General features: G+C 43.6%; 26 protein-coding genes and 1 pseudogene. 4 read left to right on the top strand and 23 right to left on the bottom strand.

Annotated features, from left to right (window positions below):
• Window positions 1-19 precede the first annotated feature (19 nt).
• The 11 genes from spoVE to LJF29_RS09450 form a co-directional block, all read right to left on the bottom strand.
• Window positions 20-1120, bottom strand: a complete 1101-nt coding sequence (gene spoVE, locus LJF29_RS09500) for a stage V sporulation protein E (protein ID WP_003221421.1) — start codon at window positions 1118-1120, stop codon at window positions 20-22.
• Window positions 1121-1176: 56 nt separating this feature from the next.
• On the bottom strand, window positions 1177-2532 hold the full coding sequence (murD, locus tag LJF29_RS09495) for a UDP-N-acetylmuramoyl-L-alanine--D-glutamate ligase (RefSeq protein ID WP_029441244.1): 1356 nt from the start codon (window positions 2530-2532) through the stop codon (window positions 1177-1179).
• Window positions 2533-3507, bottom strand: a complete 975-nt coding sequence (mraY, locus tag LJF29_RS09490; protein ID WP_024121314.1) for a phospho-N-acetylmuramoyl-pentapeptide-transferase — start codon at window positions 3505-3507, stop codon at window positions 2533-2535.
• A 111-nt stretch (window positions 3508-3618) separates the two neighbouring features.
• A complete protein-coding gene (locus LJF29_RS09485) occupies window positions 3619-5103 on the bottom strand; it encodes a UDP-N-acetylmuramoyl-L-alanyl-D-glutamate--2,6-diaminopimelate ligase (RefSeq protein ID WP_029441243.1) in 1485 nt (494 codons plus the stop codon).
• A gap of 174 nt (window positions 5104-5277) precedes the next feature.
• Complete coding sequence (locus LJF29_RS09480; protein ID WP_229148151.1) at window positions 5278-7221, bottom strand: stage V sporulation protein D; 1944 nt, start codon at window positions 7219-7221, stop codon at window positions 5278-5280.
• 124 nt (window positions 7222-7345) lie between these two features.
• Window positions 7346-9499: a penicillin-binding protein 2B gene (gene pbpB, locus LJF29_RS09475; RefSeq protein ID WP_229148150.1), complete on the bottom strand. Its 2154-nt coding sequence runs from the start codon at window positions 9497-9499 to the stop codon at window positions 7346-7348.
• Entirely contained in the window at window positions 9496-9849 is a 354-nt protein-coding gene (gene ftsL, locus LJF29_RS09470; protein WP_010334153.1) for a cell division protein FtsL, read from the bottom strand. Before ftsL ends, pbpB begins: the two co-directional genes overlap by 4 nt.
• A gap of 39 nt (window positions 9850-9888) precedes the next feature.
• Window positions 9889-10824 carry a 16S rRNA (cytosine(1402)-N(4))-methyltransferase RsmH gene (gene rsmH / locus LJF29_RS09465; RefSeq protein ID WP_168747736.1) on the bottom strand — a complete coding sequence of 312 codons (936 nt, stop codon included), beginning with the start codon at window positions 10822-10824 and terminating at the stop codon, window positions 9889-9891.
• Between the two features lie 69 nt (window positions 10825-10893).
• Window positions 10894-11325, bottom strand: a complete 432-nt coding sequence (gene mraZ, locus LJF29_RS09460) for a division/cell wall cluster transcriptional repressor MraZ (RefSeq protein ID WP_003221402.1) — start codon at window positions 11323-11325, stop codon at window positions 10894-10896.
• Window positions 11326-11450: 125 nt separating this feature from the next.
• Window positions 11451-13070 (bottom strand): bacillithiol biosynthesis cysteine-adding enzyme BshC, encoded by a 1620-nt coding sequence (gene bshC / locus LJF29_RS09455; protein WP_229148149.1) that lies wholly within the window; start codon window positions 13068-13070, stop codon window positions 11451-11453.
• Between the two features lie 70 nt (window positions 13071-13140).
• The gene (locus LJF29_RS09450; protein WP_229148148.1) at window positions 13141-14037 is read right to left on the bottom strand and encodes a 2-dehydropantoate 2-reductase; all 897 of its coding nucleotides are present in this window, start codon (window positions 14035-14037) and stop codon (window positions 13141-13143) included.
• A 160-nt stretch (window positions 14038-14197) separates the two neighbouring features.
• On the opposite strand from LJF29_RS09450, the gene LJF29_RS09445 reads away from it, so the two are divergent.
• The gene (locus LJF29_RS09445; protein WP_168747733.1) at window positions 14198-14680 is read left to right on the top strand and encodes an N-acetyltransferase; all 483 of its coding nucleotides are present in this window, start codon (window positions 14198-14200) and stop codon (window positions 14678-14680) included.
• Window positions 14681-14731: 51 nt separating this feature from the next.
• Here the strand turns inward: LJF29_RS09445 and gerR are convergent, their stop codons facing one another.
• From gerR to LJF29_RS09430, 3 genes are all read right to left on the bottom strand, one after another.
• Entirely contained in the window at window positions 14732-15316 is a 585-nt protein-coding gene (gene gerR, locus LJF29_RS09440) for a sporulation-specific transcriptional regulator GerR (protein ID WP_229148147.1), read from the bottom strand.
• 144 nt (window positions 15317-15460) lie between these two features.
• Window positions 15461-15640 carry a 50S ribosomal protein L32 gene (rpmF, locus tag LJF29_RS09435; RefSeq protein WP_003154457.1) on the bottom strand — a complete coding sequence of 60 codons (180 nt, stop codon included), beginning with the start codon at window positions 15638-15640 and terminating at the stop codon, window positions 15461-15463.
• A 21-nt stretch (window positions 15641-15661) separates the two neighbouring features.
• Entirely contained in the window at window positions 15662-16180 is a 519-nt protein-coding gene (locus LJF29_RS09430; RefSeq protein ID WP_010334147.1) for a YceD family protein, read from the bottom strand.
• Between the two features lie 27 nt (window positions 16181-16207).
• Between LJF29_RS09430 and LJF29_RS09425 the strand changes: the two are divergent.
• Together LJF29_RS09425 and LJF29_RS09420 are read left to right on the top strand one after the other, a co-directional pair.
• Window positions 16208-16391, top strand: a pseudogene (locus tag LJF29_RS09425) (hypothetical protein).
• Window positions 16388-17635, top strand: a complete 1248-nt coding sequence (locus tag LJF29_RS09420) for a nucleotidyltransferase (protein ID WP_229148146.1) — start codon at window positions 16388-16390, stop codon at window positions 17633-17635. Before LJF29_RS09425 ends, LJF29_RS09420 begins: the two are co-directional and overlap by 4 nt.
• A 16-nt stretch (window positions 17636-17651) precedes the next feature.
• Here LJF29_RS09420 and ddcP read toward each other — a convergent pair whose 3' ends face one another.
• Together ddcP and LJF29_RS09410 are read right to left on the bottom strand one after the other, a co-directional pair.
• Window positions 17652-18677 (bottom strand): protease DdcP, encoded by a 1026-nt coding sequence (gene ddcP, locus LJF29_RS09415; RefSeq protein WP_229148145.1) that lies wholly within the window; start codon window positions 18675-18677, stop codon window positions 17652-17654.
• A 4-nt stretch (window positions 18678-18681) separates the two neighbouring features.
• Window positions 18682-19461, bottom strand: a complete 780-nt coding sequence (locus tag LJF29_RS09410) for a patatin-like phospholipase family protein (protein WP_010334143.1) — start codon at window positions 19459-19461, stop codon at window positions 18682-18684.
• A gap of 180 nt (window positions 19462-19641) precedes the next feature.
• On the opposite strand from LJF29_RS09410, the gene ylbJ reads away from it, so the two are divergent.
• The gene (gene ylbJ / locus LJF29_RS09405) at window positions 19642-20868 is read left to right on the top strand and encodes a sporulation integral membrane protein YlbJ (RefSeq protein ID WP_229148144.1); all 1227 of its coding nucleotides are present in this window, start codon (window positions 19642-19644) and stop codon (window positions 20866-20868) included.
• An 11-nt stretch (window positions 20869-20879) separates the two neighbouring features.
• Here the strand turns inward: ylbJ and coaD are convergent, their stop codons facing one another.
• The 7 genes from coaD to LJF29_RS09370 form a co-directional block, all read right to left on the bottom strand.
• Window positions 20880-21365 (bottom strand): pantetheine-phosphate adenylyltransferase, encoded by a 486-nt coding sequence (coaD, locus tag LJF29_RS09400; protein ID WP_024121295.1) that lies wholly within the window; start codon window positions 21363-21365, stop codon window positions 20880-20882.
• A 1-nt stretch (window position 21366) separates the two neighbouring features.
• Entirely contained in the window at window positions 21367-21924 is a 558-nt protein-coding gene (gene rsmD / locus LJF29_RS09395; RefSeq protein ID WP_168747726.1) for a 16S rRNA (guanine(966)-N(2))-methyltransferase RsmD, read from the bottom strand.
• Window positions 21925-22247: 323 nt separating this feature from the next.
• On the bottom strand, window positions 22248-22520 hold the full coding sequence (locus LJF29_RS09390) for a YlbG family protein (protein ID WP_010334141.1): 273 nt from the start codon (window positions 22518-22520) through the stop codon (window positions 22248-22250).
• Window positions 22521-22574: 54 nt separating this feature from the next.
• On the bottom strand, window positions 22575-23024 hold the full coding sequence (gene ricF / locus LJF29_RS09385) for a regulatory iron-sulfur-containing complex subunit RicF (RefSeq protein WP_010334140.1): 450 nt from the start codon (window positions 23022-23024) through the stop codon (window positions 22575-22577).
• A gap of 128 nt (window positions 23025-23152) precedes the next feature.
• Window positions 23153-23392 carry a YlbE-like family protein gene (locus LJF29_RS09380; RefSeq protein WP_010334139.1) on the bottom strand — a complete coding sequence of 80 codons (240 nt, stop codon included), beginning with the start codon at window positions 23390-23392 and terminating at the stop codon, window positions 23153-23155.
• A 15-nt stretch (window positions 23393-23407) separates the two neighbouring features.
• A complete protein-coding gene (locus LJF29_RS09375; protein WP_029441238.1) occupies window positions 23408-23806 on the bottom strand; it encodes a YlbD family protein in 399 nt (132 codons plus the stop codon).
• Window positions 23807-24243: 437 nt separating this feature from the next.
• Window positions 24244-25281: a CAP domain-containing protein gene (locus tag LJF29_RS09370; protein ID WP_229148143.1), complete on the bottom strand. Its 1038-nt coding sequence runs from the start codon at window positions 25279-25281 to the stop codon at window positions 24244-24246.
• Between the last annotated feature and the right edge of the window lie 15 nt (window positions 25282-25296).

Genomic DNA, 25296 nt, shown 5'->3' with positions numbered 1-25296 from the left:
CTTCACGAATAAAATTTCATTAATACCTCGAGTACCGGCTCACGTTTAGCAGCACACCGACCGCCATCAGCATCAGCGTCAATGATGAACCTCCGTAGCTTAGAAACGGCAGCGTGATGCCAGTTACCGGAATAAGGCCCGTCACAACACCGATATTGATCATGACTTGGATCGCGATCATTGAAATAATCCCTACAGCGACAAAGCTGCCATATAGATCTGGTGCACCGAGCGCGATCCTGATTCCTCTCCACAGCAGCACACTGAACAGAAGCAAAATAAGAGATCCGCCGATAAACCCAAGCTCCTCTGACAAGATGGCGAAAATAAAGTCCGTTTGCGGCTCTGGCAGATAAAAGAATTTCTGTCTGCTTTGACCGAGCCCCATTCCGAACAATCCGCCAGGCCCTACCGCATAAAGCGATTGAATAATTTGAAAGCCGCTGCCGAGCGGATCTTCCCACGGATTCAAGTAAGAGGTAATCCGTTTAATTCGATATGGAGCCGACAGTACGAGCCCAACAAATCCGCTCAGGCCGATCAGCCCGAGAAAGACGAAATGGGCAATTCGCGCACCGGCTACAAAAATCATGACAATACAAGTACCGACCATTACCGTTCCCGTACCGAGGTCAGGCTGGCACATAATAATCAAAAATGCGGAAAACACGATGCCGAGCGCCGGGACAAATCCACGTCTGAACGATGTAATGTTTTTTTGCTTTTCAGAGAGAAATTTAGCAAGGAATGCTATCATCGCAAGCTTCATAAACTCTGAAGGCTGTATGCTGAATGCGCCGACACCGATCCAGCTTCTAGAGCCGTTCCGCACCATGCCTACGCCTGGTATTAAAACAAGCACCAGCAAGAAAAAACAGATAACCATCAGCAACTTGGACCATGTCCGCCATGTCCAATAATCAACATTCATAATAAAGAACATGGCAATAACGCCGATGCCCGCAAACAGTAGCTGCCGTTTCGCGAAAAAGAATGAGTCGTCAAATTTATAATCCGCCCATACCGCACTCGCACTGTACACCATAATTAATCCAATTGTTAATAATAATAACGTAATGATGACCAATAACAAATCAGGCGATGTTTTTTTAGTAGTCAAAGCAATCGACACCCCAAGCTTAAAGTCATTAGGGCTGCCGATTTCAAGACAAGCCCTTACTTAAGCATATGCACGGCGTCTATAAACATGTCACCGCGTTCTTCAAATGTTTTGAATTGATCCCAGCTCGCACACGCAGGTGAAAGCAGAATGACATCTCCTTCATTTGAGAGCGCAAACGCCGCAGATACTGCTTGTTCAACATTATCGACACGTTTGACATGTTGTATTCCCAGATCATTTCCGAGCTTTTCGAGTTTCGGCGCTGTCTGTCCGAATGTAAGCACCGCTTTGACATGCTTCATGTAAGGTTTTAAGTCGTCAAAGCCATTTCCGCGATCCAGTCCGCCTGCAAGCAGGATGACAGGTTTTTCAAAAGCCGAAAGCGCTTTGCTTGTCGCCAAAACGTTTGTTGCTTTGCTGTCATTATAAAACTTACGGTTCTTCACTGTTGTGACATACTGGAGACGGTGCTTTACGCCGGTAAAGCTTGTCAGCACTGTTTTGATGGCCTCGTTGGACGCTCCAGCCGTTTTCACTGCCGCAATCGCGGCTAAAATGTTCTCCAGATTATGCGCACCTGGCAGCACAACCTCTTCCAGAGGAAGAATAGCTTCGCCGTTGTACATAATCATGCCCTCTTTTACATAAGCGCCGTGTTCAAGCTGTTTGCTTACTGAAAAAGGAACAATTCCGGCTTCTCCGGCCTCAGCCAGGCGCACGACTGTTTCATCATCCTGGTTGACAATTGCTTTATCTGAAGCTTTCTGATGCAGATACACTTTTTGTTTCGCTTTTTCATAGTTTTCTCTCGTATGATGATAATCCAGATGGGCATCAAACACGTTTAAAATCAGGCTGATTTCAGGCCTGAAGTCGTGCGTTCCCATCAGCTGAAATGACGAAAGTTCCGTTACGATCCATTCATCTCCATCAGCGTGATAGGCAACCTCACTTGCGACTGTACCGATGTTTCCGGCGATCAGCGCCTTTTGAGAGTCTGCCTTCAGCATTTCATAAATCAGCGTTGTTGTTGTCGTTTTTCCATTCGAACCAGTGATCCCAATAAATTTGGCATTCGTCAGATGGTAGGCAAGCTCAATTTCCGTCCATATCGGGATGCCTCTTTTTTCTGCTTCCTGAACCATAATATTTTCATATGGAATACCCGGGTTTTTGATCAGTACAGTAATCTGATGCTGATCGAACAGAGAAACAGGGTGCTCTCCGCAGACAACTTCGACCCCTTTTTCAGAAAGTTTCTGGGCTGGTTCGTTCTCATCAAAAGGCTTTTGGTCGTTGACTGTAACATAGACACCTTTTTCATGAAGAATAGAAGCCGCCGCAAACCCGCTTTTGGCGAGTCCAAGGACTAAAAAATGCTGATTTTGCAAAAATAGATCGTTTTCCACTTATAACCACACCTCGATGTAAATTCCTAATACGGCAAGCAAAAGTCCCGCAGCCCAAAATGTTACAACAACTCTCCATTCAGACCACCCGACAAGCTCATAATGGTGGTGAAGCGGACTCATTTTAAAGATTCGTTTACCTGTCGTTTTAAAGCTGATGACCTGCAGAATAACGGATAATGTCTCAATGACGAATACACCGCCGATAATAACCAGCAGGATTTCTAATTTCGTTAAAATGGCAATGGTGACGATTGCTCCTCCCAATGCAAGTGATCCTGTATCTCCCATAAACACTTTGGCTGGATGCGCATTGAAGACTAGGAAGCCCAGTACCGCTCCGACAACCGCAACTGAGAAAATAGCAACATCATATTGGGATTGATTCCATGCCAGAATGGCAAAGGCGCCAAAAGCAATGGCTGCCGTACCTGATAATAGACCGTCAAGACCATCAGTCAGGTTGACGGCGTTTGATCCGCCGACAAGCATAAATAGCACAAGGATAAAGTAAGCCCAGCCAAGATCAAATGACAGATCAGTCCCAGGAATGCGGATATCCGTCGCAAAATTGTAGTAATGATACACCGCATAAAACACAATTGCGATGATAATTTGTCCGATCAGTTTTTGCTTTGACGTCAGACCGAGATTTCGTTTCATTACGACTTTGATGTAATCATCCAAAAAGCCGAGTAAACCGTAACCGATCGTGACAAACAGCAGCAGGAACATTTCCGGACTTATTTCTGAAAACTTCTGCGTCATCACTATTGTTGTCACAATGATAGACAGTATGATCATGACCCCGCCCATTGTCGGTGTCCCTGATTTTTTCTGGTGTGATTTCGGTCCTTCTTCTCTAATACTCTGGCCGAATTTTAATCTTCTTAAAAACGGAATAAGAATCGGAGAGAGCAGAACACTGATTAAAAAACCCATTAAAATTGTAAACAGAATGACTTGCTCAAGCATTGTCCTTTTCTCCTCCTGTTTCTTTCAAACGACATACGTAGTTATCATATTCATGTTTTTTTTCCATATGAAAAATCTTTTCAAGCTCCATCATGCAATAACATCTCTTTCCTATGAATTCGTCTTATTTTTATTCAGTTCGACAATCGCTCTTGCCGCCACTTCGGCATCGTCAAAGTCAAAGGTTTCGTTTCCAATCTGCTGATAGGTTTCATGTCCTTTCCCAGCAATGAGGACAACATCGCCTTTTTTGGCGTTGGCAATGGCAAAGAAGATCGCCTGCTCGCGATTGGCAATGCTGTGGTAGTATTCGTTCTCTACCCCTGCTTCCATATCTCTTAAAATGGCACGCGGATCTTCGCTTCTCGGATTATCTGAAGTAAAAATCGGTTCGTCAGCCAGCTCAACAGCGATTTTCGCCATTTTCGGGCGCTTTGTCTTATCTCTGTCTCCGCCGCAGCCGACAACAACAAACAGCTTTCCTTCCGCCATGTCTCTGCATGTCTTCAGTACGTTTTCAAGGCTGTCCGGCGTATGCGCGTAATCAACAATAACCGGAAACTCCTGCTGCTGATTAACCAGTTCAAAACGGCCTCTTACGCCATGCAATTCTTCCACGGCTTCTGTAATGGTTTCAAACGGAATGCCTGCCGCAATACAAGTCGCAACAGCAGCGAGCACGTTATACACGTTAAACTGTCCGACGAGCGACATCGTGATGTGCTTCGTGCCTTTGTTCGTCACCAGTTCAAAACTTGTGCCCTGTGCAGTAGTTTTGATATCTTTCGCCATTACATCAGCATTGTTTTTAATTCCATATGTAGAAATATGTGCCGCAGTGACCTTTTCAAAATAAGCGCTTGCCTCATCATCCGCGTTTAAAACAGCCCGTTTTGGATTTTCATGGTTGAATGCCCCGCCAAGCTGAGAAAACAGCAGGCTTTTTGCCTGTCGGTATTCATCCATCGTTTTGTGATAGTCAAGATGATCCTGTGTTAAGTTCGTAAACACGGCGATGTCATAATCACAGCCGTGAACCCGTCCCAGTGATAAAGCGTGAGAAGAAACCTCCATGATGGCCGTGTCGACATGCTTGTCATTCATTTTTTTAAATGTTTGCTGTAACGTGACGCTTTCCGGTGTCGTGTTTTTAACGGGAAGTGTTTCGTCATCGATTTTAATGTACATCGTGCCGATTAAGCCTGTTCGCTTCCCCGCTTTTTTGAGAATCTCATCAACCATATGGGTCGTTGATGTTTTTCCGTTTGTGCCCGTTATTCCGATCAGCTGCAGTTTCTTTGTCGGCTGTCCGTAAAACGCATCAGACAAAACGCTGAGCGCCCGCAGTGATTGCCGGACAATGATGACAGGCACATCCACATCGAGCTCCTTTTCAGCCACAATAGCCGCTGCGCCGTTTTCAACTGCTTTTTGCGCAAAATCATGGCCATCTACCGTATACCCTTTTACACATACAAAAAGACTCCCTTTCTTTACTTCCCTGGAGTCCATCTCAATTGAAGTTATTTCAGGGTCTTGTGAATCATTTACAGAAGGTTCGGTTGTTAAGTATGTAAGCAGCTTTGTAAGTTTCATCGTATCAAACCTCTCAACATTCTATTCGTTCTTTTTATCATTGAAGTCACATCAAATGATGTGATAATGACTTTTAAGCATACAGTTCATATTTTAGCGTAAAAAAAAGGATACATCCAGCTAATCTTGAAAGATATCAGCATTTTTCTGCAATAAAATAATAGGCAGCCCGAATTAATCGGCTGCCTCCTTTTTTTCATCTTCTTCAGTCAAATAAACACGTATCTTAGAGCCCTCTTTTACTTTTGTTCCTGCAGCTGGTGATTGTTTGACGATTTTGCTTCCTTTTCCGGAAGCATCTATATTCAGATTCACCAAAAGTGACTCAAGATCTGAGACAGACATCCCTACAACATTCGGAACTTCTATTGTTTTTGTGTCGTTCCATTGATATTTTTTTTCGATTTGATTTTTCCTAGGCTTCACACCAAGCTCCGGCAGGCTGTCTCTCATAATACTTCCCACAATAGGCGCTGCAACGGTTCCGCCAAACTGAATCGTGCCTTTCGGGTTATCGACCGCGACATAGACGACAAGACTCGGGTCGTCAGCCGGCGCGAAACCGATAAATGATACAATATGGTTGTTTTCGAGGTATTTTCCATCTTTCACCTTTTGCGCTGTACCTGTTTTGCCGCCGACACGATAGCCTTCGACAAACGCATTGCGTCCGGTGCCTTCTGCAACGACGCTTTCTAAAGCATAGCGGATTTGTTTTGATGTTCCCTTAGAAATGACTTGTTTCTTGGCGATTGGCGATTGTTTTTTGACTGTTTTTTTGGTTACCGGATCAATCCACTCTTTTGCTATATAAGGTGTGTAGAGCGTGCCGCCGTTAACAGCGGCAGAAACGGCTGCAACCTGCTGAATCGGCGTGACGGATACCCCCTGTCCAAAGGCGGTTGTCGCTTGCTCAACCGGGCCTACTCTGTCAAGCGGAAATAAAATCCCTGTTCCTTCACCTTGCAAGTCAATCCCGGTTTTTTGGCCAAATCCAAAGCCTTTTATATATTTGAATAGCTTTTCTTTGCCCAATCTCTCTCCCAATTCAACAAAGCCGGGGTTACAGGAGTTTTGCACAACTTCAAGATACGTTTGCAGTCCGTGGCCGCCCCTTTTCCAGCAGCGCAGTCTTGCTCCGTCTACTTCTGCATGTCCTTTATCATAAAATTGGTCGCGTTTTAAGTTGACTTTTTGCTCCTCCAGAGCCGCCGCAAGTGTAATAATCTTAAAGGTCGAACCCGGCTCGTACGTGCTCCACACAGGGAGATTCCGATTGTAAACGGACGGGTCAACAGATTGATAATCAGCCGGATCAAAGTCAGGTCTGCTTGCCATCCCAAGTATTTCTCCGTTTTTCGGGTTCATTGCAACTGCAATCATACCGTCTGGATGATATTTAGCTTCAGCGTTATCAAGCTCTCGTTCCATTATGGTTTGCACCTTCGAATCTACAGTTAGCTTCATATCGAGTCCATCCTTAGGAGGCGTGTAGTCATCTGCTTCATCAGGCATTTTCTTCCCTTTGGCATCTGTATAAAACTTAACAGAGCCTTTTTCTCCTTTTAAATCATCATCATAATAGGCTTCAAGCCCGAGGAGTCCTTGGTTATCAATCCCGGCAAACCCAAGAACATGGGATAAAAAGCTGCCGAACGGATAATGGCGGATACTATCCTCCGCTACATACACCCCTTTTAAATCGAGCGCTTTGATTTCTTTTGCCTTCTCATTTGAAATTTTTCTCCCTTCCGGCGTAATCTTTTCTATCGACGCTTTTTTTGTGACGTGCTTATATACTTTTTCTTCAGACATATTTAACACCGCAGCCAGCTGTTTGCTCGTTTTCAGTGGATCCTGGACTTGGCGCGGCACGACAAATACGGTCGGAGCACTCTTATTTGTAGCAAGCTTAACGCCGTTCCGATCAAGGATCTCTCCCCGTTCCGGCTCAAACGGCAGGTTCCGGCTCCAGGAATCCTTCGCCAGAGAAGTCAGTTTCTCCCCCATGACAAACTGAACATACCCCAGCCTTGTATCAATGATCAGAAATACGATCACTCCAAAAAGCAAAACAAATAATAAACGTTTTCTAACCGTTACATTCGAGACGCGCAAGGCACCGTTCACTCCTTATTTAGGCTTGTTTCATTTTATGCCTGCGTGTGGACAGGTAGAACGGCGCTCCTCTTTGGAGATAAAAAAAAGAAAGCTCACCCAACAGGGTAAGCTTTCTTTCTATTTAATCAGGATTCTTAAACTTCACCTTGATCACGGTTCCGTCTTTTATTTCTTTGTCCTTCTTAACGCTTTGGCTCACAGCGTAACCTTGTCCGCTCACTTCTATATGAATTCCTGCCAAATCGCCGTATTGAAGAACCTCTCTTCTCGACCAGCCTGTCATATCAGGCATCTTGATTTTGCCCCCCGTTTTCAGGAAGACCTTCTGATTGGTCAAAACCTCCTCACCCGCTTTTGGATATTGCTGTTTTACTGCAATATCACTGCCGATCACAATCGGTGTGAGGTTTTCGTCTTTCGCTTTCTTTTGAGCACCTGTTACAGTTTGATCTGTTAAGTCAGGCATTGCCTGCGCTTTCGTTTCTTCCTCATCTGAATCTGACGTTTCAGTCGGTTCAATGTTCAGATAATGCAAACTGTTTTTCATTGTCGGATTGAAAATTTCAGATACTGGATTAGAGCCTGTTTCATCATTTTCTAATTGCGGCTGCTGCACTGCAACATAGATCAGCAGCTCAGGATCATCTTTAGGCGCCATTCCCATTACGGAAAATACGTAATTATCGCGTCCAGATAGATAACCGTTTTGTCCGGCAATTTGCGCTGTTCCGGTTTTAACAGCCACATCAAAACCTTCAATTTTATATGGCTGTCCAGTACCGATATCAGATGTAACGACATCACCTAAAATATTACGAACCTTTTTAGCGGTATCCGCAGAAATTGGGGTACCGGCGGACTGAGGTTTATTTTGGTAAATGGTTTTTTTCTTGTCAGGATCAACAATATGGTCTATGATATAGGGTTTCATCATTTTACCGTCATTTGCTATTGCAGTTGCAGCCTGCAGCTGTTGAATTGGTGTAACAGCAGAGGCTTGGCCATATGCAGTTGATGCTTTGTCAAATTCATATTTAAAATTGATTTTACTTGATGCTTCACCCGGCAAGTCAATGCCTGTTTTTTGATAGAAATTGAACTTATGAAGATACTCATTAAACCGGGAATAGCCTAATTTTTCATTAGCCAGTTTGGCAAAAGCCACATTAGAAGATCTCACTACACCGTCATGGTATGTTGTTGGCCCCCAGCCTACACCATCATTATGGTCCTTTACAGGTTCTCCGCCTACTTTATATGTTCCGGACTTGTACTTTTCATTGCCGTTATACACATTCTCCTGTATGGCAGCAGCAAGTGTAAAAATTTTCATCGTTGATCCAGGCTCATACGCATATGAAATTAAATCATTATAGTAGTTCGTCACATCGCGCATATTCGGGTCAAAGCTTGGACGCTGCCCCATTGCAAGCACTTTGCCCGTTTTCGGATCGACGACTGCGGCCATGACTTTTTTCGGTTTATACTTTTCCGCCACTTTTGTCATGCTGTCTTCTAAAAAGGTTTGAATTTTCTGGTCAATGGTTAAATATACATTGTCACCATTTTTTGGAGCTGTAATTTTATTTTTGCTGTTCGGGAGTTCCCAGCCGGATTTGTCACTTTCATATGTTACGTATCCGTCCCGCTCCTTCAAATACTGATCCAGCACTTTTTCTAATCCCATCGCGCCGGTGATTTCATTTGTTTTTTGGTCAACCTCGGCATAGCCAATCAAGTTGGACGCAAATATGCCGTTCGGATAGTACCGCTTTGTATCGCGCAAAAATGAAATTCCCGGGAGATTCAGCTTTTCGATTTTTTGCTTTTGTGAATACGTAATATCCCGTCCCGCTGAACCGAACTCGACTTGTTTTGCCTTCTTCTTGTTTAAGATATCAAGAATATCAGCCTTGTCCATGTTTATCATTTTAGACAATTCTTCAGCTGTTTTTTCCTTGTTCTGGACATGCTGCGGATGCTTTTTGTCAGTAGTCATTTTTTCATCAAGAACAGCGATCAGCTTATACGTAGCTGTATCCTCAGCAATTACTTTTCCATTTCGGTCTAAGATGGAGCCCCTGCTCGCTTCGATTGACCGTTTCTTTTCATGCTGCTCTGTCGCTTTTGTCGCAAGCACTTCACCGTTGGCTTTTCCGGTTATTTGAATATATGCCATTCTCCCGAGGATGACAAAGAAAAAGAGAGCGAAACAAATACTTAGAATCGCTGCTCCTCTGTTCATAAATTTATTCTTTTTTGGCATTTGAATCATTCCTGTATGTTTTTCACTTTTTTATCTTTTAAATTCAAGCCGTTCTTTTTCGCAATATCCATAATGCGCTGCGGCTTGCTTAAATCAGCAACGCTTTTTTCGAGGTCACCAATCTGCTTGTTTTCGGAAGAAATTTGCTCCTCAAGCTTTTGCACCTCTATATTTGTTTGGTAAGCCGCATAAGCCTTCGATACGATCAAAAGCGATACGCTCAGCACTGCAGCGGCGAAGAGGACGAGAAGCACCTTTTCTCCGAGAGTAATGGAAGCCCTTTTCTTGACAATCACTTTTTTCTCAGGACTGATCGCATGCCGTTGCTGTTTCTCTGGTTGATAAGCTAAATTGTTCATAGGCTGATGACCTCCTTTTTAGGTTTGCGTTCGCGTTTGTTATTTTCTTTTTTCAGCAATTCGAAGCTTCGCAGAACGGGCACGATTGTTTTCTGCCAATTCTTCTTCAGATGCCGTGATTGGTTTTCTTGTGATAAGCTTGAGCTCCGGTTCAAACTCTTCCGGTATAACAGGAAGACCCGGAGGAAGATCCGGAAGTGACGACTTCTCTTTAAACGTTGATTTGCAAATTCTGTCCTCAAGTGAGTGGAAGGTAATCACTGATACCCTGCCCCCCGGCTTTAACACATCAATTGCTTGCTCCAAAGCCTCTTCAAAAACCTTCAGTTCATCGTTCACAGCAATTCTGATTGCCTGAAACACGCGTTTTGCGGGATGTCCTCCGCTCCTTCTGGCCGGAGCGGGAATCGCGTCTTTTATTAGATCGACCAGTTGGCCCGTAGTTTGAATAGGAGATTTGCTTCTGGCCTCCTCAATTTTTCTGGCGATCTGTTTGCTGAACTTCTCTTCACCGTATTTAAAGAAAATACGGACAAGATCCTCATAGCGCCACTCATTTACGACCTCTTTCGCCGTAAGCGTGGCCGACTGGTCCATCCTCATGTCCAAAGGTGCGTCATGATGGTAACTGAATCCTCTTTCCGGTGTATCCAGCTGCGGGGAAGACACCCCTAGATCAAATAAAATACCGTCTACTTCAGTAATGCCGTGTTCATGTAAACATTCTTTTAAGTACCTAAAGTTGCTTTTAATCAGAATAAGCTGTCCTTGATAATCGGACAACGCTTCTTCTGCATGCTGTAATGCCGTGTCATCTTGGTCAAAAGCGATTAAACGCCCTTTCTCGGATAACTGCTGTAATAAATATGTACTGTGCCCAGCTCCACCGAGTGTGCAGTCTACATATGTACCGTCCGGTTTAATATTTAGGCCGTCAACGGTTTCACGAAGAAGTACTGTCTTGTGTTGAAACATTTTGTGTTGGTCCCACCTTTTATCAGGATGAATTGAAATTGTTTTTAGAGTGTTATACACGAAGATTCATTATATATCAAATCCAATCATGTTTTCAGCAATTTCAGCGAATGAATCTTCTTGCTCTTCTGTGTATTGTTCCCAAATTACCTTACTCCACAATTCAATTCGATTCGAAACCCCGATAACAACACATTCTTTTTCCAGTTTAGCGTAATTCAATAGAGATGATGCGATATTTACCCTGCCCTGCTTGTCCAGTTCGCACTCTGTCGCACCTGAAAAGAAGAAACGTGTAAATGCGCGGGCATCTTTTTTTGTGAGAGGAAGAGCTTTTAGTTTTTCTTCAATCTGTTTCCACTCGTGCATAGGGTAGCCGAAGAGACACTGATCAAGTCCTCTTGTCAGCACAAACTGCTCACCGAGGCCTTCTCTGAATTTAGCGGGTACGATCATGCGGCCTTTCGCATCAATTGTATGCTGGTATTCACCCATAAACATGATCTTTTGCCCCACTTTCTCTCCTTAACTCACCACTATCCACCACTTCTCTCCACAACTTCATTTTACACTGTTTACACATAAAAAAAAACCCTGAACTATTCAGGGTTCTTTAAAACTTTATTTCAAAGTTTGACAACTTGATGTTGATTTTGAAAAGAAAATGGCAGATTCTTGAATGATATGAAGAATTTTGGGCCGTACCTGTTTAGATAATACATGATATTCCAAATTCGCTCTTGCGGTGCGAGCAGCGGCTTAATGCTATTTTGAATTCTCTCATAATCCCTTAAGACATAGCCTTCTTTTTCCTCAATTCGTTTTGTCACTGTACGCTCTAAAAACTGAAGCTGATCCTGAATAAACGCCGCGTTCTTCAGGAGCAAAGGCTCCATGCTCTGATCAACCTTAAGCGCCTCCTGCCGGACGGTTTTATGAATGGCTTCAATCTGGTTTTTCGCTTGCTCAATTACCACGGTAAACTCTTCCGGAATCTGGTGTTCAAAGTATTTCTCTTTTTGGTTTTCCGTTCCGCCTTCTATCGCCTCTTGTAATGATATCTTTCGTTCAATCAGTTTTTTCTCAATATGGCGTTCAACTATCGTGATGTTCAGCCTCGGCATAACAGGAGGCATTTTAAAGCCCATCACTGCAAAAGCCTGTTTGAGCTCACCCCAATAATTGATTTCACCGGGTCCCGCGATAAATGCCAAGGTAGGAATCAAAAATTCCTGCATTAACGGTCTCGTTACGACATTATTGCTGAAGCGCTCAGGATGTTCTTCCATATGTGTATAAAGTTCATCCATCGACCATGCCAGATCAAGTTCCTTAATCACAAAACGGCCGTTGTCTTTCTCAATTAAAAAGCGTTCCTCTTCATATTCATAAAACAGATTTGCCTGCTCTTTTCCAGACTCGATAATCGGCTTGTAACCCGCTTCGCGCATGAAGTCCTGCTGTTTAGAAACAGCTTGTGCAAGATCATCATTGTCATGGAGGATCTTTTGGAACATGGCGGTTTCCAGCTTTTTAATTCCCGGGTCTCCGGAATTCAACAATACTAAGCCTTCCTCTTGAAACAGATCCGCAATCAGCTGTTCAAAGAAATCGGTAAACGTAACAGATTCTCTTAAACATCGTTTTACATGTTCCAGAAGTGTGTTCGTATGGTCTGTTTCTTCAAAAGCCGCAAACACATCGTCTATCCATGCGGCGCATTTTTCTTGGTCAAGCGGTGTATTGGCGGCAGATGACTTTTTCCAGTAAGACTGTGGAAGCTTTTTTTTCACCGGACCGCTTTCTTCTGACGTATGGACAAAATTAATTTCATCCAAATCATGGTCTTCTCCGGCAACCCAAAAAATCGGTACAACAGGCACCTTTAGCTGTTCTTCCTTTTCCTTTGCTAAAACAATAATTGAGATGATTTTATGTATGGTGTAGAGCGGTCCTGTTAAAAGCCCTGCCTGCTGTCCGCCGACAACAGCAACACTCGAAGGATCCTTCAGCTTCTCAATAGAATGCTGCATAGCGCTTGAGCCGAACTTGTTGTGATAAGAGGATAAATAGGCTGTCAATTCCTCTCTTGCGAAAACCCGCGAGGATAAATCTTTCAGTCTTTCTTGCCACATATCCTTATGATGAATGCTGTAATCAAAAAAAGAAGACATTTCTTCTTTACCATCTATATAGTGCTGTACAAACACATTCTGATTTTTGATGGAAAGTTCAGTTAGCTGCATCTTCTAGAACTTCCTTTCTCCAATAAATAGTTAGTTATCCGAAATGAGTATAGCATGTTACCAGAAAAGCTCAAAAGACTTTGTTTCGGTTTCGCTCCAAAGCTTTGATGCTGCCATGTAAAAACGCAAGGTGAACAGCATCGCGACCTTGAAGCTGTGCTTCTTTCAGCAAGTATCCAAGGATGGCGTCAGCCTCCGTCTGCCGTCCGGCGGTCACATCGACCAGCATGGAAGAGCGATTGTCTTTCGTTTGCTCACAAACTGCACGTACACGCTCCCAGGCTGCCTCTTCATCTTCCAGCCGCAAAATGCTGCATGCCTCTTGAAAAACGAGCTTCATATAAGAAAAATAAGCAGGCACTGTCAACAGCTCTCCATTTTTCACACGCAGCAGCGCGGTTAACGGATTAATGCAGGCGTTTACGATCAGCTTGCCCGTCAGCAGGCGATACCAATCCATCTCATAGCGAATTGGAAATTCGGAATGGTTATGCTGGAGCATCGCGTTCAGCCGATCTGCTTCAGCATGCTTGAATGTGCTCCATTTTATCGCACCAATGCCTGTATGTTCAACGGCTGTATCCGATTTCCTTACAGCTCCGTGCTCAACAACCCCAACATACACGGAATGGTCAGCCCCCCAGTCTTTAAGGTCGTGTATATGACCCATACCGTTTTGCAAGAATAAAATATTTGTTTTTTTGATTCGTTCAAGCATTGGAAAAACAGTTCGAAGCTGATGCTGTTTCACTGTCACGACAAGAAGGTCAAAACCTGAATCAATAGCTGTACCCGCACTGCAATGAGCATTGAACGCTTTCCCGGCTTTATAAAGCCGAACACCTTCAGATTGAATCGCTGCGGCCTGTTCATCCCGCCTCGTCAAAACAGTCACCTCATGATCCAAAGATAAATAATAGGCACATAAAAGACCGACGGAGCCCCCGCCGATAATTCCAATTTTCATGATGTCACACCCAATTTAACATTTACGTATTATCATAGCAGAAGTATGAAAAAAATACTTCGCAGAGATTTCAAAACACTTAAATTAAAGTTTAAATATTTGGATTTTTTAAATAAAGCGATTACAATATATGTAGAGAACAACAAAGGGGGAGATTGGTTTGATTAAGGTAGAACGTCTGCTTGTCAACTATAAAACGCTTGAAGAATTCAAGAAATTCAAAGAATATGGTATACAAGAGCTCTCGATGCTTGAAGATCTTCAAGCTAATATCATTGAAAATGACAGCACTTCGCCTTTTTATGGGATTTATTTTGGGGATAAACTGGTAGCGCGTATGAGTCTGTATCAAGTCAATGGCAAATCAAATCCTTACTTCGACCAACACCAGGATTACTTAGAGCTTTGGAAGCTTGAAGTCCTTCCAGGTTATCAAAACAGAGGCTACGGTACAGCCTTAGTTGAATTCGCCAAATCATTCAGAATGCCGATTCGAACAAACCCTCGGATCAAATCAGCAGAGTTTTTTAGTAAAATGAACTTTGAACCAGTCAAATATGACATGGCGCGGGACAAAGGGGAAAACCCGCTCATCTGGCATCCGGATATAGCTGGCGAAATGACACCGGGTGAATCAGCATAAAAATGAAACAACCGGCCTTTGATGACTCTAGGGCCGGTTCATTTTGAGGGTTCATTGCGTTTCTTGAGCTGTTTTTTTCAGTCTCCCGTCTTCCTTCGAAACAACCATTTTTCTGGCTCGGTCCATAATATCGATCAGTGCCTTGTAGTCCTCTTCTGTCATCTCCAGCTGGTTTCTCAATGTTTGGTTTTCACTCCGCAAATCCTCGAGTTCTTTTTGCAGCGACTGAATTTGCTCCTTCATTTTTTCCTTTTCAACGTGGAATTCTTGCGCGGACGGTGCCTCTTTAAACTGTTCGAGAAACTCAATCACATCCTGAATGGACAAATCTCTTTTTCCCTCTGAAGCTGCCGGGACAGTCTGCCTGACGGAATTCGGCATATTGACGGAATGAACCCCAATTTGTTTTCTTAGTTCTTTCCGCTGTTTTTTTGCCAGTTCTATGCCTGATTGGTATTGCTTTCTCACATAAGAGTTCCACCTGAATCCGCAGGCAGCGGCTGTTCTGGTCAGCGCCCTTCCGACCTCCTCAAAGGCAGAAAGCTGTGTTCCGCCCTCGCGAATATGACGAAGCACTACTTCTGCCAGCAGCAAATCCTCATCCTGTGTCCAAGCATCTTGTCTTGTAATGGTCAAATCAATCTCCCTCCATGTCAGCTTATTTATCTCATACATATGCCGGTAATAGATTAGATAGACTATTTGCACTCACAAATTTTCTACAAGCTGACAGGAAGAAAAAAAGAAAAAGCGCAGGGTTTTCACCCTGCGCTTTTCTAATTAGTTACTTTTTACATTTATGTCTTTGCCGTTGTATGATCCGCATGCTTTGCATACACGGTGAGACAATTTCATCTCTCCGCATGACGGACATTCTGTCATACCAGGTACATTAAGTTTGAAATGTGTACGGCGCAATCTTTTTTTCATTTTAGAAGTTCTTCTAAAAGGTACAGCCATTATTCCCACCTCCTTAAAGAGTTAAGATTCATCATCTTGTTTTAAGAGCTTTTCAAGGGCAGCAAGTCTCGGATCGACTTGATTCTTCTTGTCTTCCTCTGAAATGACTTGCCAGTCCTTTCCTTCTTGAGGAGCAGCTCCTTTTTCTTGTTCAGATTCACAAAAGATTTGCATAGGGATTTCTAAAAGAATTTCTTCTTTTACGATCGGAGTTAAGTCGATAGTATCGTCCTCAACAATGTGAACGTCATCATCTTCTATATCATCCGTCTGATGAAATATAAACAGTTCTTTTGTTGAAATTGTAAATGGATACGGAACATCAACGAGTGTTCTTGAGCATGGCAAAATCATTTCGCCTGAGATCGTAAAATCAAACGAAACCTGCTTAGATTTGATATCCGCTCTGCCTTTCACCCTTACAGGAGAAATGCGGCGAATGTCAGAATTCAGCTTTGTCAGCTCATGTAACTCAACTGTCTCATCAAACTCAAAACTCGGGTTTTTCATTTGATGCAACTGATAAATCGTCCATTTCATTTGTATCACCTCAGGAAAGCAACAAACATGATTATAGCTTTTAAGAATGTTTTTGTCAATATTTTTTCTTTACAGCATAATGCTGCCAGCCAAGCATCGTTGACAGCTGAATATCCTATGCATACACTTAAATCAAAAAAGACGTAAGAGTTTTCAATTGCAAATGTACCATACGTTTTTAAACATAGCAAGAAAGGCGGAAAAAATATGAAAGCTGTCGGATTGGTGGTTGAGTATAATCCCTTTCATAACGGACATCTTTATCATGCCCAAACAGCCAAACAGCAAACCGGATGCGACACGGCTGTTGCGGTGATGAGCGGACATTTTCTGCAGCGCGGGGAGCCTGCTGTTGTATCCAAATGGGCCCGCACAAAAATGGCGCTTCAGAGCGGAGTCGACCTCGTAGTCGAATTGCCTTATCTTTACGCGGTGCAAAAAGCGGAGATTTTCGCACGCGGCAGCGTCTCCACTTTGAATAAACTGGGATGCGAGGCACTGTTTTTCGGAAGTGAGAACGGACAGATTGAGCCGTTTTTAGAATCCGCAAAGGTAATGGATGAGCATAAAGATTCGTTTGATCAATGTATAAAAGAAGAGCTTAAAAAGGGTGCCAGTTATCCATCAGCAGCTGCTATCGCCTTCAAATCCATTTTACATACAGAAAACGGACTTGATATGTCGAAGCCGAACAACATTCTGGGGTACCATTATGTAAAATCGGTTCTTTCCGGCGGATATGAAATGAAGCCCTATACGACAGCGAGAATCTCCTCGGATTATCATGATGCTGACCTTCCTGATGAAGATAGTCATATTGCCAGCGCGACCAGCATCAGAAAAGCCCTGATTGAAAAGCCTTTTGATGACTGCGTTCCGTTTCTTCCTAAAGCAGCTGCACGAGAATTAGCCGATTACCGCAAGACTTTCGGACTGTGGCATACACCAGAAAGCTATTTTTCTTATTTGAAATACAGCCTTTCGACTCTCACAGCCTTAGAATTACAGCAAATATATGAAGTTGAGGAAGGACTGGAGAACAGAATCCTCCGTTCGATCAGAAAAGCCAGCTCCTATCAGGAATTTATGGAGCTTCTCAAAACAAAGCGATATACGTGGACGAGGCTTCAGCGGATGAACACACACATTTTAACGAGAACGAAAAAACAGGAGATTCACCGGCTGATCAATGACGAGGAGGTCCCTTATATCAGACTTCTTGGGATGACGAAAAAAGGACAGGCCTTTTTATCAGAAAAGAAAAAGGCGCTGTCCGTTCCGCTTGTCAGTAAGCTGTCTTCCTTTTCCCACCCTGCTCTCGATCTGGACATTAAAGCAAGCAGAATCTACAGCCTTGCGATAGAAGAGCCCCTTAGAACCGAATTTGATATACAAGAATACGGACATGCCCCGATACGATATGACGAGGATGAACACCGTTTTTTGAGCATATAAAAAGAGCACCTGGATTTCAGGTGCTCTTCGCTTTCAGCTTATTCAAATAATCAATCGCATCCTGCATCGTATCAACAGGCACAATCTTCATGTCTGAATCAATATCTTTCGCTGTTTTTACTGCGTTTTGATAATCAGAATTGCTGGCGCCGTTTTGATTCGGAGCGAAGAAGATGTCTTTACCAGCTTTGTCTGCGGCGACGACTTTTTGATCAATGCCGCCGATCGGTCCTACTTTTCCGTCGACATCAATCGTACCGGTGCCTGCAATGTCATAGCCTTTGGTTTCATCTGTTTTTGTCAGCTGATTATAAATTTCAAGCGACATCATTAATCCCGCTGATGGGCCGCCGATGTTTTCGATTTCGAAATCAATATCAGGCTTCACCTTGACGTTTCTGTCCGTATACAGCGAAACTCCTATTCCAGCACGGCCAGGGTCATCAGGAAATTGTTTTAAAGCAAGGGTGGCCGTCTTTTCTTTTCCTTCTCTTTCAATTTTTAACGTAACTTTCTCCCCGGCTGTTTTGCTGCTGATATAGTCGATCAGCTTTTCAGCAGACTGATAGGTTTTCCCGTCTGCACTGATGATTTTATCGCCGACTTCTATTTTGCCTTTCGCCGGCATGTTTTCTACCACTGAGCTTGCGTAGATGCCGTTAAAGGAATAGCTTACTTTTTTTCCTGCCTTTTGATAAGCGGCGATGACGGCATTTTCCTGTGAGCTTTTCATCATTTGAAGCTGCCGTTTCATATATTCCTCATCTGATTCGCCTTCTTCCTTGATGCTTTCATCAGGAACGATTTCATAATAGGGATGCATCTTAGCCCATGCATATGTAAATGGATTAGCCGGCCCCACTTTGACAGTCATTAAGGAGAGACTCCCTGTTTCCGAGTAGCCTCCCTCCACTTTTATCAGTGAACCAAGCTCTGTCGCTTCTCCCGGTTTCGTAATATAGTATGGCAGTTTTATAAATGATAAAACGGCAATCAGAATGAGGATGACAAGCATCCAGCTAAAATGTTTTTTGCGTAGCAAGTTATTAGCCCTCCCAATTCTCTATTTCTTTTTTTATCTGGCTGATCATTCGATTTGTTGCCTGCTCGCCTGCTGTTATCATCTCTTCTATATTGGCAAACGAGCTGGAGCTGTATGTTTCAAGAGAAGGGCGAATCATGATATCAGCGGCGATCGTCTGATGTCGCACCAATTCATTTTGGAGTATATCCATACTTTGCATGATTACATCAAAAATATGCGCCGCCTTTTCGGTTTTTCGAACCCTGGAGACATCTGAGGCGATGATAATGTCAGCCCCCATGTCTTTTACAACAGACACCGGGATACGGTCGACGACCGCGCCGTCTACAAGAAGCCGTCCGTCCAGCTTCTGCGGAATAAAAATGCCTGGTATGCTGATGCTTGCCCGCACCGCATCTGATACTGATCCTTTTCGGAAAACAATCTTTTCTCCTGTCTGCAGATCACACGCGACAATTCCAAGAGGGATTTTTAGTTCCTCAATCGGTTTGCCGAATGTATAAGCATGCACGAGCTGCCTGACACGGTCACCTCTCAAAAAACCGAGTCTCGGTACCGTATAATCAGCATAGAGCCGCCGTTTGAAAGCCTTGGCGACTTTCTTCATCGTTTCCACGTCATGCCCCGCGGCGTAGAAACTGCCGACCAAAGCGCCCATACTGCTCCCCGCAATCATATCCACTTCAATTTGGTGCTTATGTAAACTGGAAAGCACGCCGAGATGAGCCAGTCCTCTGGCGCCTCCCGATCCTAACGCTAACCCGATTTTAGGTTTGGCCAACTTGTTAACCTCCTGCCTGAATTCCCTGTATACCGAATTCTATGGTCTAAACTGAACCCCTATGCTCGTATATTAGTACAAAGGGTCAAGAGGACAGGTACTGCTTGGCCGTTTCGAGTCATACCATATTTTATCATGATATACATGTCATTGTGCATTTTTAGCGTCGGGGAGGTAAGAATGAACTTGTCGAAGATTCATACACTTTTGATTGCTGCGTTTTTTATTTTTTTAACAGCGACTGTCATCTCACATCCGCAGGCCTCATTCGAAGCCTCTAAAACCGGGCTGTCCATGTGGTGGGAGGTCGTATTTCCGTCTTTGCTGCCGTTTTTCATACTGTCTGAGCTATTAATTGGCTTTGGTATTGTAAGGTTTGTCGGTGTTCTGCTCGAGCCTTTTATGCGCCCTATTTTCCGCGTGCCGGGTGTCGGCGGCTTCGTTCTGGCCATGGGTATGGCATCAGGGAACCCCGCCGGCGCAAAACTGACGGCAAGGCTGCGGCAGGAAAAACAGATTTCAAGAGTAGAAGCAGAACGGCTTGCTTCCTTCACCAATTCATCCAACCCGCTCTTTATTTTTGGAGCTGTCGCCGTCGGCTTTTTTCAGAATGCGTCATTAGGTATTTTATTAGCATCTGCACACTATTTAGGAAATTTGGCTGTCGGTTTAACGATGCGCTCCTACGGGCGTAAAGAAGAGCGGCAGCTCATGAGAAACAAAACCATCTCTTTGCCTTCAATCAAAGATGCTTTACATGCTCTTCACACTGCAAGACTTGCGGAAAAAAGACCTTTAGGAAAAATTTTAGGCGACGCTGTAACGTCATCTGTGCAAACCCTTCTAATGGTGGGCGGCTTTATTATTTTGTTTTCTGTCTTTAATCGTTTGTTATCTGTCGTACAGCTGACCGATATTCTCTCTATTGTTACAAAAGGCGCACTGACCTTGTTTCAGCTTCCCGCTCAATTGGACATTCCTCTATTATCAGGAATGTTTGAAATCACATTAGGAAGCAAGCTTGTCAGCGAGACAGATGTCTCCCTTTTGCAAAAAGCCGTTGTCGTCAGCTTTATCCTCGGGTTCAGCGGCTTTTCCGTTCAGGCTCAAGTGGCAGGCATTTTATCAGAGACGGACATCAGATTTAAACCTTTCTTCATCGCGCGTGTGCTGCAAGGCATTTATGCCGCCGTTTTTGTCATTCTGTTATGGAAACCTCTTTACACCGCGTGGAATGACCATGATCATTACGTTTTTAAATCTCTTGAAACAGGTGAGCTGCCGACAGCTCTTATCAGCGGATGGAATCTGCTTGTGCAGATTGGCCCTGCTGTCACGTTATGTGCACTGTTTACGTACATTTTCATTTTTTCATACAGACTGACAAACGGAACAAAAAAAGGATGAGCTCAAAACACTCATCCTTGTCTGAATTTTTCCTGAAGCGCCTTCTCGACTTCCGGCGGTACAAATTCTGATACCGCGCCTTTATACTTTGCCACTTCTTTTACTATGCTTGAACTTAAGAAAGAATATTGGTTATTTGTCATCATAAAAAAGGTTTCAATTGATTCATCAAGCACGCGGTTTACGGATGTTCCCTGCATCTCGTACTCAAAATCAGACACCGCTCTCAAGCCTCTTAAAATGGCTTTTGCATTTTTTCTTTTTGCATAATCAATTAACAGCCCTTGTGACGTCTCAACTGTTATGTTCGGAATGTCTTTTGTCACTTCTCTCAAAAGCTCACAGCGTTCTTCTACACTGAATAATGGCTTTTTTGAAGAATTGTTCAGCACACACACATACACTTGATCAAATATATTGGCCCCGCGTTTAATGATATCCAGATGCCCGTAGGTCACCGGATCAAAACTGCCGGGACAGACAGCTATACTCGTCACATCACAACCCCCTCTTTTTATAGATCGCCACCCCTGTCAATCCGTAGGTTTCTTTTCTTGTTATCACTAAATCACCTACTGCTTCGGGAAGCTCGACGTCTTTATCATGCTCTGCGACGATAAAACCGTCATCTTCCAGCATTTGTTGTTCGTCTATCACACTTAAGAGCGCCTTCAGTTTTTGTTCCTTATACGGAGGATCAAGAAAAATCCCGTGAAAGCCCGCTTCTCTTTTCGCAGCTGCGTGTAAAGCACGTTCCGCATCATTACGGTACACATCTGCGTATGCTGTAAGCTCTAATGTTTTCAAGTTCGATTTTACTGTTTGAATCGCTTTAAAATCACGGTCAACAAATACACAATGGTCAAACCCTCGTGAAAGCGCTTCAATACCAAGACCTCCGCTTCCTGCGAATAAGTCAAGTCCCCTGCCCCCGTCAAAATAAGGGCCAATCATATTGAAAATGGATTCCTTCACTTTATCGGTTGTCGGTCTCGTTGATGTTCCTGGCACTGCCTTTAGTGAACGGCCTTTTTTTGATCCAGAAATTACTCTCATGTTCCACACCACTTTTTCTAAAAGCTATTTTGTTACCTTGTTCGGCCGGACGCCGTTATGTATAAGAAAAAAACCAATCCTATCTTATCATAAAGCATTCTTTCAAACAATGAGCGCTAAACTTCATTTACAAGTGTATAAGCGGAAGGATCATTGTCCATACTATAAGCAACAGCATCCAGAGGATGTTGTTGCCAACCGCGGAGAAGACTTACGTTTCCCCATAAGTTCTTCCTCCGGTTTCTCCTCTCCCTTTGCCTTCTCCTTAACAAGTTAAGGAATAGAAGGACCCCGCAGAAACCTGCGGGGATTTTTTTATACAGCTATATTCCGATTTTATAATCATATTCTTTCGCTTTATCGAGCTTTGACTCAAATTCCAATTTTAAAAACGGTTTATAAGAAGGCACAACTTTCTTAACAAAAGAATATGACGAGATCTTGTCCATTGTTTTTTCAATTTGATCCATATCACAATACAGCACGACATATTTTAAGCGTTTTGACACATAATGCACATTTCCAAACTTTCTCAGCATTTTGCTTTGCTTTAAAGAATGAAGATACACAATCATGCCCTGGCGTCTATTCTCCAATACGTTCACCTGCCTGATTTCTCTTATATGTAAAAGACGAGACGGCCAGTCTCGTCATGACACTTTGCATCCGCAGCCGCCGCCTGATCCGCAGCCGCCTCCGCATGAAGACAAACCGTCAAAATAAGGATTCCCAGTCGGAACTTTTATATGCTCTGATACAGCTGTCCCAATTTCAACGCTGATTTCATCAAGAATAGACTGCAGTTCGGTCTCTGCTTTTTTGAAGTCGGCCACCTTATCGTTCAGGTCGAGCTCCCGCTTGATCTCCCTCATTTTCCGGGATATTTCTCTATAGTCAGGATGATATTTGCCAAAACGCTGCACATCCTCATATTGCTCTTTTATTTTGATAAAAGAACGAATAATCCGCCCTGCCTCTTCATCTTCCTGGAGACGCTTGTAACAATTGCGGTAGTTCTCAGCCGTCTCCGACTGCAGAATCATCTCGGCAAGCTGCTGAGCTTCACTTTGAAGCCGCACGGATTCCATCGTCGCATACATAGCACGCACCTCCAGTTGTTAGTTTACCATGAAACCTGCCAATTGGAAAATGCTTAGCCGCCCTTAAAAATGGAGTTGTAAAAGCCCACACTGGTTTACACAATGAAAAAGACCCATTTTCGGGTCTTTTAATCTTTTGTCCGCATCGCTTGGAACATTTGCATCATCATTTGTGCCATTTGAATCCCGTTCGTAAACTGATTCACCCGATGCGGAATGGTTTTTTCATAAAAATTCATCATCTCAAGCTGAAATGAAGCCAGGTCATCCGGCTTTCTCGCCAGCCTCCGGTACCAAATCGGCTGTTCTCTTAAGAATCGTTTTCGTTCTTCATCTGCTAAAATAAATTCCTGAACGTCTTTGCGCATATAAGCTCTCCTTTATTAATCCTTCCGAAAAGAAAAAGGATGCTGTCCGGGTCCTGGCTGAGATTGCTTATGTCCGCTTCCGGAAAATGTGTTGAGAAGGCTTTGCAACGATGAGATCGACTGGCTCATTTTATTGATCTGTTCATTCATTTGATTGACATCCATCTTTTTCACAGCTGTCACCATTTTAGAAACAAAATCATTTCTTTCTGATGTGTCGGTTACCGCTTCTGCGGCTGCCCCCGGTTCTCTGTACGGATCCCAAATCGGGTCTTTTTCTCCGAAGAGAACCCAATTTTCGTATACGTCCTGCCAGCTTCTTTGTTCTTTGCGCACTTCTTTGATTAGCTTGGGATGTTTTTTAACGAATTGTTTAAAGTCATTAATTGAATGATTGGCATGTTGATTCGCCACAATCCTCACCCCCTCCGAAAAATGTACCTACTACAATGTATCGGTTTATGAGCCATAGTGTTCGCCTAATATTTACAGAAAAATTTTTAAAGCATTTCCCCTTAAAACATGAAGTGCAGAACAAACTCCGCGTAATTTCTCAATGCGCTTTCAGGTCGAACAACAGAAGCTTTATCCCTAGCCGAGACCTTCGTTTCAAAATCAAGATTCCAGCCCTTTGTAAATGTTTAGATACGGCATGTACCGAAACCCGTCAGAACAAGATCCCTAATTGGCTCCGGCCGTCTGTCAGTCTCCTCATCAAAAAAGAGCTGGACAGCAACTCGTTGCAGCCTTTTTTGGTCCGACGTCACTCACAGTATCCATCGAGAAAGGTTCATCTGAGTCTTTGCAGAAACAATAAACAGCCGCGGTACCTGTGGCCCGCGGCTGATCTATCAGCGTTTAATAAAGTTTTGAGTGTAATACTTCCGGTCTACACCGACGCCAAGATGCGTGTAATCTGAATTTAGAAGCGCTTTTCGATGGCCTTCACTATTCAGCCAGCCTTCTACAGCAGCCGGACCGTCCACATAATTGTACGCGATATTTTCTCCCGCTTGCTCAAAGTCGACATCACCTTTTTCCAAGCGGTCCTTCAGCGTGCCATATTTCTTCGATACATGGGAGAAATAGTTGTTTTTCTTCATATCCTCACTGTGGCCAAAAGCCACTTCGGCCGTCGGCTGATCCCACTCAAGCTTAGCTAACCCATGTTTGACACGAATGACATTGGTTAAATCGAGTATTTGCTTTTCACTCGTTGATTGGATCTCATTCCACTTATCTTCCGTAACAGTTTTCGGTTCTACTAACTCACCGCGGTACACTACCTCATAAGGTCTTTGCTTGACAAAGGTTTGCGCATCAAACGCCCTGATGCTGGATAGCTTCCCTTCAAATTTGTCCATATACAGCTGGACGTACATCTTCCCTACTTTTACAGTCGGTCTGGTGTTAATGTCCTCTTCAGAAAACTCAAACCGATAGGAATTTCCCTTATACTCTACATTTACAAACGGAGCCACCTGGGTTGTCTTAAATACTTCTCCCGTTGACTCACCGATTTTGAAGGGCTTTGCGTTAATATCATTTCCCGCCGCAAATAATGTGACCACTTTATTGTCCAGCATCCCGATTTGCACATATTGGTCTTTTCCTTGATTGTAAACCCACCATTCGTAATCATAAGCCGAGGGGTCAATACGTTCCGGTTCCCCAAGTTTTTTCTTTACATCGTTGGCGGATTTGCCCATAAAGGACAATAATCCTGAAGTCGGCATATGTATTCGTTTGCCGCTTGCCGCTTCCTCGTTAGAGACTTGAGGCTCGCTGTCATTTGATTTTTTTTCAGGAACAGCCCCATATTGAATAAACAGAACATAAGTTCCGCAAATAATCAAGAGGATAACCATGGCTCTTAATATATTTTTCAATCTATCACCCCCGTG

Source organism: Bacillus sp. LBG-1-113 (assembly GCF_020708615.1).
Classification (GTDB): Bacteria; Bacillota; Bacilli; order Bacillales; family Bacillaceae; genus Bacillus; species Bacillus mojavensis.
This window is presented reverse-complemented; position numbering and strand designations above follow the sequence as displayed.